Source organism: Paractinoplanes maris (assembly GCF_023544465.1).
Classification (GTDB): Bacteria; Actinomycetota; Actinomycetes; order Mycobacteriales; family Micromonosporaceae; genus Actinoplanes; species Actinoplanes maris.
Window position 1 is genome coordinate 127,707 of record NZ_JALPVL010000019.1, and the last position, 16,645, is coordinate 144,351.

17 protein-coding genes and 1 riboswitch are annotated in these 16,645 nt (G+C 71.4%); of the genes, 6 read left to right on the forward strand and 11 right to left on the reverse strand.

Features of this window, described 5'->3' with window-relative positions; translation table 11 throughout:
* Positions 1 to 5 precede the first annotated feature (5 nt).
* Together NAG42_RS42330 and dxs are read right to left on the reverse strand one after the other, a co-directional pair.
* A complete protein-coding gene (locus NAG42_RS42330) occupies positions 6 to 1,313 on the reverse strand; it encodes an outer membrane protein assembly factor BamB family protein (protein WP_250038178.1) in 1,308 nt (435 codons plus the stop codon).
* An 83-nt stretch (positions 1,314 to 1,396) separates the two neighbouring features.
* A complete protein-coding gene (dxs, locus tag NAG42_RS42335) occupies positions 1,397 to 3,313 on the reverse strand; it encodes a 1-deoxy-D-xylulose-5-phosphate synthase (RefSeq protein WP_250038179.1) in 1,917 nt (638 codons plus the stop codon).
* Between the two features lie 159 nt (positions 3,314 to 3,472).
* A riboswitch (ZMP/ZTP riboswitch) is annotated at positions 3,473 to 3,558 on the forward strand.
* A gap of 15 nt (positions 3,559 to 3,573) precedes the next feature.
* Here dxs and NAG42_RS42340 point away from each other — a divergent pair.
* The gene (locus tag NAG42_RS42340) at positions 3,574 to 4,440 is read left to right on the forward strand and encodes a bifunctional 5,10-methylenetetrahydrofolate dehydrogenase/5,10-methenyltetrahydrofolate cyclohydrolase (protein ID WP_250038180.1); all 867 of its coding nucleotides are present in this window, start codon (positions 3,574 to 3,576) and stop codon (positions 4,438 to 4,440) included.
* 16 nt (positions 4,441 to 4,456) lie between these two features.
* Here the strand turns inward: NAG42_RS42340 and NAG42_RS42345 are convergent, their stop codons facing one another.
* Entirely contained in the window at positions 4,457 to 5,788 is a 1,332-nt protein-coding gene (locus tag NAG42_RS42345) for a class I SAM-dependent RNA methyltransferase (RefSeq protein WP_250038203.1), read from the reverse strand.
* Positions 5,788 to 7,839 carry an APC family permease gene (locus NAG42_RS42350; RefSeq protein WP_250038181.1) on the reverse strand — a complete coding sequence of 684 codons (2,052 nt, stop codon included), beginning with the start codon at positions 7,837 to 7,839 and terminating at the stop codon, positions 5,788 to 5,790. The genes NAG42_RS42345 and NAG42_RS42350 overlap by 1 nt, the downstream gene beginning before the upstream one ends.
* A 112-nt stretch (positions 7,840 to 7,951) precedes the next feature.
* On the opposite strand from NAG42_RS42350, the gene NAG42_RS42355 reads away from it, so the two are divergent.
* Together NAG42_RS42355 and NAG42_RS42360 are read left to right on the forward strand one after the other, a co-directional pair.
* Positions 7,952 to 8,617, forward strand: a complete 666-nt coding sequence (locus NAG42_RS42355; RefSeq protein WP_250038182.1) for a potassium channel family protein — start codon at positions 7,952 to 7,954, stop codon at positions 8,615 to 8,617.
* A complete protein-coding gene (locus NAG42_RS42360) occupies positions 8,614 to 9,297 on the forward strand; it encodes a potassium channel family protein (protein WP_250038183.1) in 684 nt (227 codons plus the stop codon). The genes NAG42_RS42355 and NAG42_RS42360 overlap by 4 nt, the downstream gene beginning before the upstream one ends.
* Here NAG42_RS42360 and NAG42_RS42365 read toward each other — a convergent pair.
* The 4 genes from NAG42_RS42365 to dut form a co-directional block, all read right to left on the reverse strand.
* The gene (locus NAG42_RS42365) at positions 9,294 to 10,088 is read right to left on the reverse strand and encodes a DUF3159 domain-containing protein (protein WP_250038184.1); all 795 of its coding nucleotides are present in this window, start codon (positions 10,086 to 10,088) and stop codon (positions 9,294 to 9,296) included. The genes NAG42_RS42360 and NAG42_RS42365 overlap by 4 nt on opposite strands.
* Complete coding sequence (locus tag NAG42_RS42370; protein ID WP_250038185.1) at positions 10,085 to 10,462, reverse strand: OB-fold nucleic acid binding domain-containing protein; 378 nt, start codon at positions 10,460 to 10,462, stop codon at positions 10,085 to 10,087. Before NAG42_RS42370 ends, NAG42_RS42365 begins: the two co-directional genes overlap by 4 nt.
* Before the next feature lie 106 nt (positions 10,463 to 10,568).
* On the reverse strand, positions 10,569 to 11,249 hold the full coding sequence (locus NAG42_RS42375) for a DUF3710 domain-containing protein (RefSeq protein WP_250038186.1): 681 nt from the start codon (positions 11,247 to 11,249) through the stop codon (positions 10,569 to 10,571).
* 18 nt (positions 11,250 to 11,267) lie between these two features.
* The gene (gene dut / locus NAG42_RS42380; protein ID WP_250038187.1) at positions 11,268 to 11,735 is read right to left on the reverse strand and encodes a dUTP diphosphatase; all 468 of its coding nucleotides are present in this window, start codon (positions 11,733 to 11,735) and stop codon (positions 11,268 to 11,270) included.
* 115 nt (positions 11,736 to 11,850) lie between these two features.
* On the opposite strand from dut, the gene NAG42_RS42385 reads away from it, so the two are divergent.
* Positions 11,851 to 12,327 (forward strand): DUF3093 domain-containing protein, encoded by a 477-nt coding sequence (locus tag NAG42_RS42385; RefSeq protein WP_250038188.1) that lies wholly within the window; start codon positions 11,851 to 11,853, stop codon positions 12,325 to 12,327.
* Here the strand turns inward: NAG42_RS42385 and NAG42_RS42390 are convergent.
* Positions 12,314 to 13,141: a hypothetical protein gene (locus tag NAG42_RS42390; RefSeq protein ID WP_250038189.1), complete on the reverse strand. Its 828-nt coding sequence runs from the start codon at positions 13,139 to 13,141 to the stop codon at positions 12,314 to 12,316. The two genes, NAG42_RS42385 and NAG42_RS42390, sit on opposite strands and share 14 nt — an antisense overlap.
* A gap of 138 nt (positions 13,142 to 13,279) precedes the next feature.
* Entirely contained in the window at positions 13,280 to 13,576 is a 297-nt protein-coding gene (locus tag NAG42_RS42395) for a DUF4193 domain-containing protein (RefSeq protein WP_015624762.1), read from the reverse strand.
* 364 nt (positions 13,577 to 13,940) lie between these two features.
* Between NAG42_RS42395 and NAG42_RS42400 the strand changes: the two genes are divergently transcribed.
* Complete coding sequence (locus NAG42_RS42400) at positions 13,941 to 14,480, forward strand: LytR C-terminal domain-containing protein (RefSeq protein ID WP_250038190.1); 540 nt, start codon at positions 13,941 to 13,943, stop codon at positions 14,478 to 14,480.
* Between the two features lie 5 nt (positions 14,481 to 14,485).
* Here the strand turns inward: NAG42_RS42400 and NAG42_RS42405 are convergent, their stop codons facing one another.
* Positions 14,486 to 15,322, reverse strand: a complete 837-nt coding sequence (locus NAG42_RS42405; protein ID WP_438872527.1) for an inositol monophosphatase family protein — start codon at positions 15,320 to 15,322, stop codon at positions 14,486 to 14,488.
* A gap of 251 nt (positions 15,323 to 15,573) precedes the next feature.
* Here NAG42_RS42405 and NAG42_RS42410 point away from each other — a divergent pair.
* Positions 15,574 to 16,645 (forward strand): sigma-70 family RNA polymerase sigma factor (locus NAG42_RS42410; protein ID WP_438872528.1); only part of this gene is annotated, 1,072 nt, incomplete at its 3' end.

The following is a 16,645-nucleotide window of genomic DNA, read 5'->3' on the forward strand; positions in this document are numbered from 1 at the left end:
AACGCTTACCCCTTCCGGTCGTACGCCCAGACGACGAGCTGGCCGTACATCGAGCGGCAGACCAGCCGCTCGGGCGCGGCCTGACAATCACCCGTGCCGGCCGGCAGCGGCCCCAGCAGCCGTGGCTGCACCTCGCCCGGTCGGGCGACGGCGACCATCGTACGACCTCCGTCCGACTCCGAACGCGTGACCAGCAGGTGATCCTCGCTGCCGGCGCCGTAGATCGGGCGCCACCCGGTGAGATCGACCTGAAGCTGCCCGGTGTCCGGATCGATCAGACCGAGCGGCTGGGTGTTCTCGGCCGTCCCGTAGGCCACGAACGACTTGCCGTACTGCTGGATGCCCCGCCAGCCCGGGTTGGTCCACCGCACGTCCCCGGTCGCCGGATCGATCGCCCGCATCCCGTCCGGCCCGGACAGGCAGGCCAGCACCCCGCAGGCCTCGATGTCGTAGTAGCCGCCGGCCGGCTGCGACCACAGGTTGCGCAGCGTCGTCCCGTCGTAGGCCGAGAACTCCATGTCCGGCCGGCCGGGGTGCCGCAGCAGCACGACGCCGTCGACCACGGCCGGGTTGGTCGGGTCGTAGTCGGCGGGCGGGACGGCCGCGGTGACCAGCCGCTCCCCGGTGACCAGGTCGTGCACGGCCATCGTCCGGTTGTCGTGCACCAGCAGCATGCGGGTGCCGGAGTCGCCCGGCCCGGGCAGCCCGGTGAGCACCGCGCTGGACGGCACGTCGACGGTCCAGCGGGTGCGCCCGGTGACCGGGTCGATCGCCTCCACCGGTCCCTGCACCCGCCGGGCGACGCCCCCCATGCTGCGGGTGGGCGAGGCGGCGAGCAGGGTCGGCGACCCGGCCAGGGTGACCACGTTGCCCGACCGGCGCCACTGCCGGGTGCCGTCGGCCAGCGAGATCGCGGTGGTGCCCGGGTCGCGGGAGCCGACCGTCCACGGCCGCATCAGCACCAGGCCGGAGCCGAGCCGCAGCCGGAAGGCGGGGGCGGTCTGCCCGGCCTCCCACTGGGTCGCGCCGTTGTCGAGGTCGTAGGCGCTGAGCATGCCGAAGCTCTGGGCGAGCAGCCGGCCGTCCTCGGTCAGCGCGTACGCGTCGGCCGGCCCCACCGACAGGCTGAACACCTCGGTCAGCGCGGCCTTGGCGGGCGCCATCGAGGCACCCGCGGTGAGCAGGATGAGGGTGGTCAGGACGGCGGCCGGGAACCACCCCGGGAAGGTCGAGCGCTGCGGCGAGTCATACGAATCGGGTTCCCCACGTTCCAGGCCCAGATCGATGATCACCGTGTTGCTCTGCACCGTCATGCCTCAAAGGTAACGAGCAGATAACGGCATCGCCCCACGCCGGTCCGTTTCGCGGGGCAATCACCAAATTATCGCGCCTCGCATCACGCCTTGTGCTGAAGCTCCGGCTGGTCGGCCAGCTTCGACACCCACTCGATGACGTCGCGGGCCACGTCCTGAGCGGTGAGGCCGAGCTCGGTCAGGATCTCGGTCCGCGTGCCGTGCGGGTGCCACCCGGCCGGTACGCCGAAGTCGCGCAGCGGCACCTCGACCCCCGCGTCGCGCAGGGCACTCGCCACCGCGTCACCCACGCCGCCGGCCCGCATGCCGTCCTCCAGCGTGACCACGAGACGGTGCTGACTGGCCAGGCCGGTCAGCTCGATCGGCACCGGGCGCACCCAGCGCGGGTCGGCCACGGTGACCCCGAAGCCCTGCTCGGCCAGCCGACCGGCCACGTCCAGGCCGAGCCCGGCGAACGAGCCGACCGCGACCAGCAGCACGTCCTTGCGCTCGTCCTCGCGCAGCACGTCGATCTGACCGGCGCGGCGCACCGCGGGCAGAGCGGCCGGGACGGCACCGGTCGGGAAGCGGACGATCGTCGGGCCGTCGTCGACCGCGATCGCCTCGCGCAGCTCCTCCCGCAGCGTGGCCTCGTCGCGCGGCGCCGCGATGCGCAGGCCGGGGACGACCCCGAAGACGCTCATGTCCCAGATGCCGTAGTGGCTGGGCCCGTCGGGACCGGTGATGCCGGCCCGGTCGAGCACGAACGTGACCGGCAGCTCGTGCATCGCCACATCGAGCAGCACCTGGTCGAAGGCGCGGTTGAGGAAGGTGGCGTAGACCGCGACCACCGGGTGCAGGCCGCCCATGGCCAGCCCGGCCGCACTGGTCACCGCGTGCTGCTCGGCGATGCCGACGTCGTACGCCCGCTCGGGGTATTTCTTGGCCAGCGCGGCGATGCCGGTCGGCTCGGCCATGGCGGCGGTGATGCCCACCACGTCCGGCCGCTCATCAGCGATCTTGACCAGCTCGTCGGCGAAGACGCTGGTCCACTTCAGCTTGGACGCGCCCAGCAGCTTGCCGGTCTCGGCGTCGAACGCGCCCGGGCTGTGCAGGCAGTCGGCCTCGTCCTGCTCGGCGGGCCGGTAGCCGTAGCCCTTGCGGGTCACCGCGTGCACGATGACCGGGGCGTTGAAGCCCTTGGCCCGGCGCAGCGCCGACTCCATGGCCTGCACGTCGTGGCCGTCGACCGGGCCGAGGTATTTGATGCCCAGGTCCTCGAACATCGGCTGCGGGCTGACCGCGTCCTTGATGCCCCGCTTGACCGCGTGCAGCACCTCGTAGACCGGCTTGCCCACCACCGGGGTCGAGCCCAGCGCGTCCTTGACCAGGTCGAGCACCTTTTCGTAGCCGGGGTTGAGCCGCAGCGTGGAGAGGTGGTCGGCCAGGCCGCCGATGGTCGGCGAATAGGACCGGCCGTTGTCGTTGACGACGATGACCAGCCGGTTCTTGGCGGCGGCGATGTTGTTGAGCGCCTCCCAGCACATGCCGCCGGTGAGCGCGCCGTCGCCGACCACGGCCACGGTGTGCCGGTCCTCGCCGCGCAGCGCGAACGCCTTGGACAGGCCGTCGGCGTAGGACAGCGCGGTCGAGGCGTGCGAGTTCTCGATCAGGTCGTGCTCGCTCTCGGCCCGGCTCGGGTAACCGGTGAGCCCGCCGCGCTGGCGCAGCAGGTCGAAGCCGTCCTGCCGGCCGGTGACGATCTTGTGGACATAGGCCTGGTGGCCGGTGTCGAAGAGCACGCGGTCGCGGGGCGAGTCGAAGACCCGGTGGATGGCCAGCGTGGTCTCGACGACACCGAGGTTGGGGCCGAGGTGGCCGCCGGTGCGCGACACCTTGGCCACCAGGAAGTCACGAATCTCCGCCGCCAGGAGGGTCAGCTGCTCGGTGGTCAGGCGCTTGAGGTCACCCGGTGAGGTGATGCTCGCCAGGATGCCGTCGGAGGCGGAGAGGTCGCTCATGACGCCGAAGTCTATCGGCGTGCTGCGACAGCGCATCCCGGCCGAAGAGCCGGGACCAGGTCCTACACACAACCGACACATGTGCCTGACCTGCGTTCCCCTGGTGATCTACCGCACAGTAACAACCCGGTATCAAAGGCTTGGACCGCGTCGGGCATGCTTGACGGACGCGACTGGCGGCACCGGGGATGGGCACAGACCATCGGGGAGCCTGTCACGGGGTGTCGACCGCCTGGGCCCCCGTGCGACGAGGGAGTCGTATGTCCGCACGCCTTCTGCCCGGCGCTCCGGTCGCCGAGGCTGTCCTGGCCGACGTCTCCGAGCGCGCCGCCAAGCTCACCGCCCAGGGCGTCACGCCCAGCCTGGCCACCGTGCTGGTCGGTGACGACGACGCCAGCGCCGGATACATCCGCATCAAGCAGCGGCAGGCCGCCGAGCTCGGCTTCGCCTCACCCCATCGGCATCTGCCGGGCGACATCTCCCAGGAGCAGCTGTACGAGGTCATCGCCGAGCTGAACGCCGACACCAGCGTGCACGGGGTGCTCATCCAGTACCCGATCCCGGCCCACCTCGACTACGACGCCGCGCTGCAGACCCTCGACCCCGACAAGGACGTCGACGGCATGCACCCGCTCAACATGGGCCGGCTCGCGATCGGCCTGCCCGGCCCGCTGCCCTGCACCCCGGCCGGCATCGAGGCACTGCTCGCCCACTACGACATTCCGGTCGCCGGCCGCGAGGTCGTCATCCTGGGCCGCGGCGCCACCCTGGGCCGCCCGCTGGCCATGCTGCTGGCGCAGAAGCGGCCGACCGCCAACGCCGCCGTGACCGTGGTCCACACCGGCGTACCGGATTGGGACCGCTACACCCGCCGGGCCGAGATCCTGGTCGCCGCGGCCGGTGTGCCCGGCATCATCCAGCCCGAGCACGTCCGGCCGGGCGCGACGGTGATCGGCGCCGGGGTCCGCTACGCGGGCAAGCGCCTGCTGCCCGACGTGGCCGAGGAGTGCGCCGAGGTCGCCGGGGCCATCACGCCACGGGTGGGCGGGGTGGGCCCGACGACCGTCGCGATGTTGTTCCGCAACGCCATCAACGCGGCTGAGCGGGCGGTCGCCACAGCCGGGTGACCCGGCCGGTGAGCTGTCAGCTTGCCGGCTCCGAGGTTGGCTCCACAGCCGACTCCGGGGCCGGCTCCAGCAGGGCCACACACTCGATGTGCTGGGTCATCGGGAAACAGTCGAAGGCCCGCAGCGTGGTCAGCTTCCAGCCCAGCCCCTGGAAGGTGGCGATGTCCCGGGCCAGCGAGGCCGGGTCACAGGACACATAGGCCACTGCCCGCGGTCCGGCCTCGGCCACCGAGCGCACCACCTTGGCCCCGGCGCCGGCCCGCGGCGGGTCGAGCACCACGAGGTCGACCGGCCCGGTGACCCGGCGGCGGGACAGCGCCGCCTCCACCCGCGCCTCGACCACCTCGGCCGAGGGCAGATCGGCCAGGTTCCGCCGGGCCGAGACGACGCCCGCCCGGGACGACTCGACCACGGTCGTCCGCCCGTGGGTGCGCTCGGCGACCGCACCCGCGAAGAGGCCGGCACCGCCGTAGAGGTCCCAGGTGACCTCACCCTCGGCCGGTTGCAGCAACTCCACCACCGCGGCCGCCAGCGTCTGCGCCGCGGCCGGGTGCACCTGCCAGAAGCCGTCGGGCGGCAACTGCCAGCGCCGGCCGGCCGCCACCTCGGTGACCTCCTCCGGACCGGACACCCGCACCTGCCCGTTGTTGCCGAGCGCCGTGCCGTCGGCCGGATCGTCCGGCGGAAGCACACCCCCGCCCGAGGCAGGCCGGGACAGCACCGCCACGTCGCCGCCGGTCGTCGCCACCGCGGCCACGGCGTCGGTGCCGGGCCATTCGAGCTTCAGCACGTCGAGCGCCTGGATGGCCGGGTGCGCGATCCGGCACCGGTCGATCGCCACCACCTCGTGCGAACGGTGTTTCAGCAGACCGGCCCGGTCGGCCGCGTCGACGGCATACCGGACCCGGCTCCGCCAGCCGAGCAGCCCCGAGCTGTCGGGCCCGGTCCGCCCGGCCTCGTTCGGCAGCTCCTCGACGCGTACGTCCCAGGAAAGCCCGGCCAACCGCCGGAGCTGTTCCTCGACGACGGCCTTCTTCCACTGTCGCTGTGCCTCGCCGGAAGCGTGCTGAAGGTCGCAGCCGCCGCAGGCACCCGGACGGGCGTACGGGCAGGGCGGCTCGACCCGGTCGGGCGAGGCCTCGTGGATCGTGACCGCGTCGGCCCGCAGGAAGCCCTTGTGCACCTCGGTGATCTCGGCGGTCACCCGCTCGCCGGGCAGCGCGTGCCGCACGAAGACGACGCGGCCGTGCTCGCCGCCCAGTCGCGCGACGCAGTGTCCGCCGTGCGCGGGCGCGCCCACGGTGAGTTCGACACGGTCGCCTTCGACGAGGTCGGGTCCGGTGGTGATCAAGAGTGCGACTCCGGGGTTCGGTCGGCGGAAGGTTCGGGCTCAGGTTCGGGCTCGGCTGGGCGTACCCGGGGACCGCGCGCGGGCACCCGGGTCAGGCTCTGGTCGAAACGGTCGAGGTCGCGGTCCTGGCTGGAGCGCAGCTGCCACGGCACGCTGGTGACCATCACGCCCGGCTCGAACAGCAGCCGGCCCTTGATCCGGAGCGCGCTCTGGTTGTGCAGCAGGTTCTCCCACCAGCGGCCGACGACGTATTCGGGCACGAAGACGGTGACCACGTCGCGCGGGGAGCCCCGCCGCACACCCTTGACGAAGTCGATGATCGGGCCGGTGATCTCCCGGTACGGCGAGTCGACGACGGTCAGCGGCACCGGGATCTGGCGGCGCTCCCACTCCTCCTGGATCGCCCGGGTGTCCTTGTCGTCCACGTTCACGGTGACCGCGGTCAGCGTGTCGGGCCGGGTCGCCTGCGCATACGCCACCGCCCGCAGGGTCGGCATGTGCACCTTGCTGACCAGCACCACCGCGTGGTTGCGGGAGGGCAGCACGGGGCGCTCCTCGGTCGGCTCCAGCTCACGCGAGACCCGCGTGTAGTGCTTGCGGATGGCCAGCATGAGCCCGTAGATGACCACCATGGCGGCGATCGCGATCCACGCGCCGAGCAGGAACTTGGTGATCAGCACGATGATCAGGACGGCGCCGGTCAGGCCCATGCCGAAGGTGTTGATCGCCCGCGACCGGACCATCCGGCGTCGTCGCTCCGGATCGCGCTGGGTGCGCAGCAGCCGGTTCCAGTGCCGGATCATGCCGCCCTGCGACAGGGTGAACGACACGAAGACGCCCACGATGTAGAGCTGGATCAGCCGGGTCGTCTCGGCCTGGAACGCCACCACCAGCACCATCGCCGCGATGGCCAGGAAGACGATGCCGTTGCTGAAGGCCAGCCGGTCGCCGCGGGTGTGCAGCTGGCGGGGCAGATAGCGGTCCTGGGCGAGGATCGAGCCGAGCACCGGGAAGCCGTTGAAGGCGGTGTTGGCGGCCAGGAAGAGGATCAGCGCGGTGACCGCGCCGACCAGGTAGAGCAGGATCGACCCGGCCCCGAACACGGTCTCGCCCAGCTGCGCGGTGACCGTCTTCTGCACGTAGTCGGCCGGGCCGGAGACGATCTGCAGCGTCGGGTCCTCGACGTACTGCAGGTGGGTCGCCTGGGCCAGCAGCACCATCCCGACCAGCATGACGATCGACAGGCCGCCCAGCAGCAGCAGCGTGGTCGCGGCGTTCTTGCTCTTGGGCGGCTTGAAGGCGGGCACACCGTTCGAGATGGCCTCGACGCCGGTGAGCGCCGCACAACCCGACGAGAACGTCCGCAACAGCAGATAGGCGAAGCCGAAGCTGGTGAGATGGTCCTCCTCGGCCGTGATCACCAGGCCCGCGCTGGGCGCCCGCAGGTCGTCACCGAGGACATAGACCCGGAACAGACCGGTCAGGATCATCCCGACGATCACCACGATGAACAGGTAGGTCGGTACGGCGAAGGCGGTGCCGGACTCGCGCAGCCCGCGCAGGTTGAGCGCGGTCAGCACGGCGATCGCGCCGATCGCGAAGCCCACCTTGTGGTCGGCGACGAACGGCACCACCGAGCCCAGGTTGTTGACCCCGGCCGCGCTCGACACGGCCACGGTGAGGATGTAGTCGACCAGCAGCGCGCTGCCCACCCCCAGGCCGGCCCGGGGCCCCAGGTTGACCGTGGCGACCTCGTAGTCACCGCCGCCGGACGGATAGGCGTGCACGTTCTGCCGGTAGCTGGCGACCACGGTGACCATCACGACGGCGACGGCCAAGGTGATCCACGGGGAGATGTAGAAGGCACCGGCCCCGGCGATCGACAGCGTCAGCAGGATCTCGTCGGGCGCGTAGGCCACGCTGGAGAGCGCGTCGCTGGCGAACACCGGCAGGGCGATGCGCTTGGGGAGCAGAGTGTGCTGCAACCGGTCCGACCGGAACGGCCGGCCCAGCAGCAGCCGCTTCGCGAGGGAGGTCGTACTGGCCACGAGTGCAAAGCGTACGGCGGCCCGCGGGGACTCGTACCCCGCCCCGGCCACCGCCCCTGGCGGACGCATGGCAATCTCTCACTCAGCACACCCATCGGGGAGGACACGAGACGTGCACGTGGTGATCATGGGATGCGGCCGGCTCGGTTCGACGCTCGCCCACAAACTCTCCGAACGGGGCCACTCGGTCGCCGTCATCGATCAGAACTCGGATGCTTTCCGCAGGCTGGGCTCCGATTTCGGCGGCATCACGGTGACCGGCATCGGTTTCGACCGCGACGTGCTACGAGCCGCCGACATCGAGCGGGCGGACGCTTTCGCGGCCGTCTCCAGCGGCGACAACTCCAACATCATCTCGGCCCGGCTGGCCCGCGAGACGTTCGGCGTCTCCCGGGTCGTGGCCCGCATCTACGACCAGAAACGGGCCCAGGTCTACGAGCGGCTGGGCATCCCGACCGTCGCCACGATCCGCTGGGCGGCCGACCGGATGGTCCGCCACCTGGTGCCCGAGGGCACCGTCGAGGTGTTCCGCGACCCGACCAGCGTGGTCTCGATCGTCGAGGCGCCGCTGCACCGCGACTGGGTCGGCCGCACGCTGAAGTCGCTCGAGGAGCGCTCCGGCGCCCGGGTGGCCTATCTGATGCGGTTCGGCATGGGCACGCTGGGCACCGCGTCCACCGTGCTCCAGGACGGCGATCAGGTCTTCATGCTGGTCACCGACGAGACGGTGGGCGCCGTGCTGGACATCGCGTGCGGCGCCGACCAGGAAGGGCAGTGACCATGCGGATCGCCATCGCCGGGGCCGGCAATGTCGGGCGGTCGATCGCGCAGGAGCTGATCGGCAACGGCCACCAGGTCATGCTGATCGAGCGCCAGCCGCGCCAGTTGCGCCCCGAGCGGGTGCCCGAGGCCGAGTGGGTGCTGGCCGACGCCTGCGAGCTCAGCAGCCTCGAGGAGGCCGACGTGGCCGGCTGCGACGTCGTGGTGGCCGCCACCGGCGACGACAAGGCCAACCTGGTGGTCTCCCTGCTGGCCAAGACCGAGTTCGCGGTGCCGCGGGTGGTGGCCCGGGTCAACCGGGCCGAGAACGAGTGGCTGTTCACCGAGCAGTGGGGCGTCGACGTGTCGGTCAGCAAGCCGCGCCTGATGGCCGCCCTGGTCGAGGAGGCGGTGACGGTGGGCGACCTCGTCCGCCTGATGACGTTCCGCCAGGGCGAGGCCAACCTGGTCGAGATCACCCTGCCCCGCAACGCCCCGTACGAGGGCCAGCCCGTCCGCGACGTGCCGCTGCCCCGCGACTCGGCGCTGGTGGCGATCCTGCGCGGCAAGCGGGTGATGGTGCCCTCGGCCGACGATTCGCTCGAGGCCGGCGACGAGCTGATCTTCGTCTGCACCGCCGAGGTGGAGGACCAGATCCGCGCCGTCGTGCTCGGCCTCGAGGGCCGCGAGCTCGGCTAGGCCGCCGCCTCGTCCTTCTGCTGACTACTGGTCACCCGGTGGATGGCCCAGGCGGTGAAGGCGAACGTGGCAGCATAGATGGGCCAGCTGATCAGGATGCGCGTGATGCCGAGGGCGTTCGCCTCGCCCATCTGATAGAGCACGAACTGGATGCCGGCCCGCAGGCTCAGCGAGGCGACCCAGACCAGGGTGAGCCACTGGAAGGTCCGGAACAGCCGGGCGTTGCCGAACCAGTCCTGCTGGCCCTTGTTGGCCATGATGCCCCAGACATAGCCGATGATCGGCTTGCGGACCACCACGGAGATCAGCAGCGCCGCAGCCTGGGCGAACGTCAGCAGGATGCCGGGCAGATAGAAGTCCTCGGCCTTGCCCGTGCGCCAGGCCAGGAAGGCGCCGACCGCGATGCCGAAGAGCCCGTTGACCGCGTGCCGGACGGGCTGCTTGCGGGCCAGCCGGTAGCCACCGATGGCCAGCGCCGCGAAGACCGCCCCGCCGATCGCCCCATAGAGCGCCGTACGCTTCTCGAGCCCCACCACGGTGTCGCCGAGGATCACGTTGAGCGCCACGAAGGCCAGCACCGGCAGGCTCGACTCGATGAGCCCGCGCACCCCGCCCAGCTGCTCGGCGATCTGCTCGCTCATCGACGGGAAGGGCTCTTCCTCGTCGTCCTTCTTCCCGGACGCGGCGGGCGGGTCCACCGGGTGCAGGTCGAGCTCTTCGACGACCTCCTCGGCGAGCCGTTCCTCCACGGTTTCGTGCGCGGCGTGACGCGGCTCGCTGCCGGTTGTCACCGGGGCGCCTCCAGCTCGTAGTACGGGTTGTAGATGACCTTGCGATCGTCGCGGATCGCGATGCGTCCGCGCGCGGTGAGCTGTCGCCCGGGCTCGATGCCGGCGATCGACCGGCGACCGAGGAAGATCAGGGTCACGACGTCGCTGCCGTCCCAGAGGTCGGCCTCGAGCGTCGGAAGATTCGTGCGGGGAGTGTATGCCACCGTGCGCAAGCGCCCGTTGACCGAGACGACCTGCCCGCGAGTGCACTGCCCAGCCGGCATCGCGCCGCACTTGGCGACCTCGCGCTGCAGATCCTGGGCGTCGAGCTCGGAATCGGTGGCGGTCAACCGTTCGAAGAACCGGCGCAGGCCGGTGCGCTCGTCGGTGGTCATGACCTCTCCTAGCCCCGCACGGGATGAACGGCACGGACCGATGCCGTGCCGCTCCTACACGGTACGCCCTGGGTGACCACTGTCACGATCCCCCGGGACCGCCGGCCTAGACCGGGGTGCCGTTGGTCTGGCCGCCCTGGGCCTCCTGCTCGCTCTGCGCCTGCTCGGTCATCTCCTTGGGCAGCTGCAGCGGCAGCGCCTCGCGCACCGGGCGGGCCTCGTTGTCGCGGACGACCACCAGACCGGAGAGCACCTCACCGAGCCGGCCCTCACGGCCGCGGTCCGACGCGGCCGCCCCCTGGTAGAGCGCGCGGACCATCCAGCGCGGCCCGTCCACGCCCACGAACCGCACGTCGGCCGGACCCTCGGGGGTGTTCACCCGGGCGGTCAGCTCGACCCCGTACGGCCCCTCGACCTCCTGGGGCGACACGCCGTCACCGGCCATGGCCTCGGCGATCTCGGCGCGCACCTCGTTCCAGATGCCCTCGGAGCGCGGCGCCGCGAAGACGCCCAGCTGCAGCGCGCTCTCGCCGTCGACCAGCACGATCTGCTCGACCGCGCCGTCCGGGTTGGCCTGCACCCGCACCTCGACACCGTCGACCGCCGGGATCTGCAGGCTGCCCAGGTCGAGCCGCTGCACGTCGCCGGGGGCGTGGCTCGCGTCCCACGGCCCGAACTCGGGCGGCGGCGAATCGTCACCGGCGGCCAGACTCTGCTTCAGCGCCTCGGAGGGCGGCGCGTCGGTCGCGCGCACGTGCTTGGGGCCACCGCGCTTACGGGAGAACATCTCTACTGACCTTCCATCTCATGCCTGCTGCGTGGGCAGCGCACTGTGCCCACCCGTCGACCCGTGGCCACCGGCGCCGCGGGCAGTGTCGCCGAGCTCGTCGACCACGTGGAACGACGCCCGCTCGACCCGCTGGACGACCAGCTGGGCGATGCGGTCGCCGCGGGAGATCTTGACGGTGCTCACCGGGTCGTGGTTCACCAGAATCACCAGAATCTCGCCCCGGTAACCCGCGTCGACCGTACCCGGCGCGTTGAGCACGGTCACGCCCAGGCGGGCGGCGAGACCGGAGCGTGGATGCACCAGGCCGACGTACCCCTGCGGGATGGCGACCGCGATGCCCGTACGCACCTTGGCCCGGTGCCCGGGAGCCAGCTCGGCGTCCTCGGCGGCGACCAGATCGGCCCCGGCGTCACCCGGATGGGCGTAGGCCGGGAGCGGCAGATCCTTCTCGAGCAGGCGGATCGGGATCACGACGTCGGTCAAGGCGAACATTCCTCACGGGAGCTACTGGTACGGCCACGACTGATACGGCACTGGGCGGCACTCACCATGCCATCCTGCCGTGCCCGGTCGCGGAGGCGCGCCGTACCCTTCCAGGGTGACACCGGAGTCCCCCGCGCGCACACCCGCGGCGCCCGCCTACCGCGAGCGGCTGCACCTGACCTGGTGGATCTGGCCGGTCATGATGATCGTCGTGGCGATCCTGGCCGTCGAGGTGCTGCTCGGGTTCCCGGCCATGCCGGGCTGGGTGCCGTTCGCCGTGCTGGTCCCGCTCACCGTGGCCGGCATGGTCTGGATCAGCCGCATCCGCGTGGCGGTCACCGACGGCGAGTTCCAGGTCGACGACGCCCGGCTGCCGGTCGAGTTCATCAAGGACGTGGTGGCGCTCGACGCCGAGGGCAAGCGCGAGGCACTGGGCGTGGGCGCCCACCCGCTCGCGTTCGTCGTCCAGCGCCCGTGGATCGGTCCGGCCGTCCAGGTGCTGCTCGACGACCCCGACGACCCCACGCCTTACTGGATCGTCAGCACGCGTCACCCGGTCGAGCTGGCGACCGCGCTGCTCAACCGTCGATGATCTTCTGACGCCCCCGGCGCAGGTCTTTCTTGACGTGCTCGCCCAGGCTCTTGGTGGCCCGGCGGTTGAGATAGCCGGCCACCGCGGCCCCGGTCAGCAGCGGGCCCAGCGTGGTCAGGTTGCGGCCGAACCGCTTGAGCAGCGTGCCCTGCAGCTCCTTGCGAGCGGCCGTGCCGAGCACTGAGGCCACCCCGACGCCGGGCAGCAACGGGTTGACCCCGCGCTGCTGCGACCAGGCCTGGATCAGCTGGGCGGCCCGCTGACCGAGCCCGCCCCGGATCGGCAGCCCGTAGATCTCGTGCAGCTCCCCGATCAGCTTGAGCTCGACCGCCACCACCGCGACCGTCTCGGCCGCGAGCAGGATGGGTGCGGTGAGCAGGGTCGGCGGGGCGACCCACTCGACCGCGGCGACGCCACCGCCGGCGGCGCCGACGCCGGCCGTCGACCGCGCGGCGTTGCGGATCAGGCGGTCGGCCAGGTCGTCGTCGCTGAGGCCGGGAAAGTGCCGTCGCAGAGTCTCCACGTCACGAACGGGGACGTGGGGGGCGACGTCGGTGACGACGTCGCTCATCCAGCGCATCGCGGCCTTGGGCTTGAACATCTGGCCCAACCCGCGGCGGCGGATGTCTCCGACCAGCCGGCCGAGGAGTTGCCGGCGGCCGGCCGGTTCGAGGTCGTCGGCGGTGAGGGCGGCCACGGTCTCGCCGAGTCGCGCGTCGACCGCGGTGAGCTCCTGGCTGGAATCAGTGGGCGCAGTCGTCTGCTCCAGGGCCCGCGGATCGTTCGTCCCGGCGGTGTCGTCCGTTCCGCTCATCGTCGTTCTCCCCGTCGTCGGTCGCGGGCTCATGCCGTCATGGTGATGCCCGGTGTCGACCCCGGGTCAAACCCGGAGACGGCCCGACGCCCGACCGCGAAGCGCGGCCGGGTAGTGCGTCATGCGCGAAGTCGCCGGTCAGGCGCACTCGCGGCAGATCAGCTCCCCGTTCCGCTCCGCGGCCAGCTGGCTGCGGTGGTGAACGAGGAAACAGCGAGCACAGCGGAACTCGTCGGTCTGCATCGGCAGCACCTTGACGGTGAGCTCCTCGTCGGCCAGGTCAGCGCCGGGAAGCTCGAAGCTTTCCGCCACCTCGACCTCGTCGACGTCCACTGCACCCGACTGGGAGTCGGCTCGGCGGGCCTTGAGTTCCTCGAGGCTGTCCTCGCCGAGGTCGACCTCATCGCGACGCGGAGCGTCGTAGTCGGTGGCCATCGGTCTTCACTCTCCTGTATCGATGTGTCACTTGGCGTTAGTAACGCCCGCGACGTTGTTTCGGTTCCCGGTTCCGCCGGACGATTTCCGACACTGCCCCTGACACGTGTCAGACCCCCGGTGAGCGGGGAACACTACCGCTGTCGCGGCAGTGATGTACGCGCACGGGCGGCCCATTGTTCCCGATGTGACCGAGGCGACATCAAAGTAGGGGTAGCAGCCTCTGGATCATCGTCAACGCGCCGGAAGTAATCCCTGTTTCCGCATGCCTGGCGCACAGACGTTAACCTCTCGACAGGTCCCACCCTTCCCCGGCGGGCCAGACCCGGCTGCACCAAATCTCAGAATCCCTGGAGCCAACCCCATGAGCTTTGCGCGCGTACGAGCGCTCGTCGTCGTCGGCGTGCTCGCCGTGGCCGCGGTGGTGTTCGTCATCGTGGCGCTGGTGCGGGACAGCCAGGGCGGCACCACCGCCGGCGGCGGCTGCCCGGCCGGAGCGCCCATGGCCGACGTGGGCCTGCCCGACGACCCGGCCGAGGTGACCGTCAAGGTCCTGAACGGCACCGGCACCCCCGGGCTGGCCGAGAGCGTCACCAACGAGTTCAAGAACCGGCGCTTCACCACGCAGAAGCCGGGCGAGAGCAAGTCCAAGCTCAAGGGCGTCGCCGAGATCAAATATGGGCCGGACACCGTGGGCAAGGCGCAGCTGCTGCGAGCGTATTTCCTGGCCCAGTCCAAGATGACCTACAGCGCCAAGCGCAAGGGCGGGGTCATCGAGATCGTGATCGGCAACCAGTTCCGCCAGCTCGCCACCACCACCGAGGTCAACCAGTCGCTGGTCGAGGTGGGCGAGCCGACGGTGCCGCCGGGCGCCTGCCTCAAGCCCGCCGACAAGGACAGCTGACGCCCTCACGGCCCCCCGGCGGCGTCCAGGACGGCCAGGGCGTCGTGCAGCGGCCCGTGGATCGCCGGTGAGGCGGCCACCACCATGTCGAGGCCGGGCGCGGCACCGGAGAGGCCGGAGACCACGATGCCGGCCTCGGTGGCGACCAGACCACCGGCCGCCCAGTCCCACGGGTTGAGGCCCTTCTCGTAGTAGGCGTCCAGCGTGCCCTCGGCGACCGCGCACAGGTCGAGCGCCGCCGCGCCGAACCGCCGGATGTCCCGCACCTGGGTGATCAACTCGGCCAGTACCCGGCCCTGGTGGGCCCGGCGCCGGGCGTCGTAGCCGAACCCGGTGCCGACCAGCGCCTGCCCCAGACCGGCGGGGGCCGAACCGTGCAGCCGCCTGTCCCCGCGCCAGGCGCCGCCGCCCCGGGTCGCCGTCCACTCGTCGCCGGTCGCCGCGTTGACGACCACGCCGGCGACCACCTCGCCGTCGAGCTCGGCGGCGAGCGAGACCGCGTACTGCGGCAGGCCGTAGAGATAGTTCACGGTGCCGTCGATGGGATCGAGGATCCAGCGCACCGACCCGGCGGACGGCTCGGCCGCCTCGGTGGTCCCGTACTCCTCACCGAGCACCCCGTCACCGGGGCGGGACTCGCGCAGTGCCTCGATCACCTGCCGCTCGACCGCCTTGTCGGCCGCCGTGACCACATCGGTGGCCGTGCTCTTGGTCTGGACATCGCCGATCGCCGCGGCCCGCATCCGCCGCGCGGTCGCCGCCGCGTCCCGGGCCACCCGCACCGCGAGCTCTAGCAAAGCGCCAGGGGTCGATGGGGTCGAAGCCGCCGAAAACTCACTCACGTGTACGCCCTTTCCGCCGATAGCATTCTCTCGCCGGCCGTCATCGACGAGGTCGGCGGCCCCCGCGGCGTGCTGCGACGGGAGGATCTCGCTCGACGGCGCTACAATTCACCCCTGCCCACCGCTTCGCGGACACCCAAGCACCGATCGTCCGCGTCCCGGGGGTCCCCACACCCACACCGGCCAGCCTCTTCGCCGTGCGCTGCGCTGGTCTCATGGCCATGCCAATCCTCGCCTCCGGAAGGTCTTTCGTGACAGAAGCCCACCAGAACGGTGCCGACGTTCGTTCTCTCACCGAGGCCCTGATCGCGCATGCACAGGGTGCGGGGGGCCAGCTCACGTCGGCCGAGGTCGCGACCACGCTCGAGTCCGCCGAGGTGAACCCGGCCCAGGCCAAGAAGATCCTGCGCGGGCTCGTCGACGCGGGCGTCACCGTGGTCGTCGACGGCTCGGCGAGCACCCGCCGCAAGGTCTCCGCCGCCCGGGCCGCGACCCCGGCGTCGAAGGCCACCACGGCCAAGGCCGCACCGGCCCGCAAGGCGGCACCCGCGCCCAAGCAGGCCGCCGCGGTCGCCGCGTCCGACGGTGGCGAGGAGGCGTCCGCAGCCGGCGCCCCCGCCAAGAAGGCCGCGGCCAAGAAGGCCGCCGGTCCCGCCAAGAAGGCGGCCGGACCGGCCAAGACCGGCAAGCCCGGCGAGGAGGGCCCGGCCGACGGCGAGATCGACCCCGAGGAGCTCGCCGCCGAGATCGAGGACGTCGTCGTCGAGGAACCGCCGGCCATGGTCGCGGCGGCCGCGACCGACGCCGCCAGCTCGGCCACCGAGGGCGACTTCGAGTGGGACGACGAGGAGTCCGAGGCGCTCAAGCAGGCGCGTCGCGACGCCGAGCTCACCGCGTCGGCCGACTCCGTCCGCGCCTACCTCAAGCAGATCGGCAAGGTCCCGCTGCTCAACGCCGAGCAGGAGGTCGAGCTGGCCAAGCGGATCGAGGCCGGCCTCTACGCCGCCGAGCGCCTGCGCGCCTGCGACGAGGGCGAGGAGAAGCTCGAGCGCAACATGGAGCGCGACCTGCGCTGGATCGGCCGGGACGGCGAGCGGGCCAAGAACCACCTGCTCGAGGCCAACCTGCGACTGGTCGTGTCGCTCGCCAAGCGCTACACGGGCCGCGGCATGGCCTTCCTCGACCTGATCCAAGAGGGCAACCTGGGCCTCATCCGCGCGGTCGAGAAGTTCGACTACACCAAGGGCTACAAGTTCTCCACGTACGCCACCTGGTGGATCCGCCAGGCCATCACCCGCGCCATGGCCGACCAGGCCCGCACCA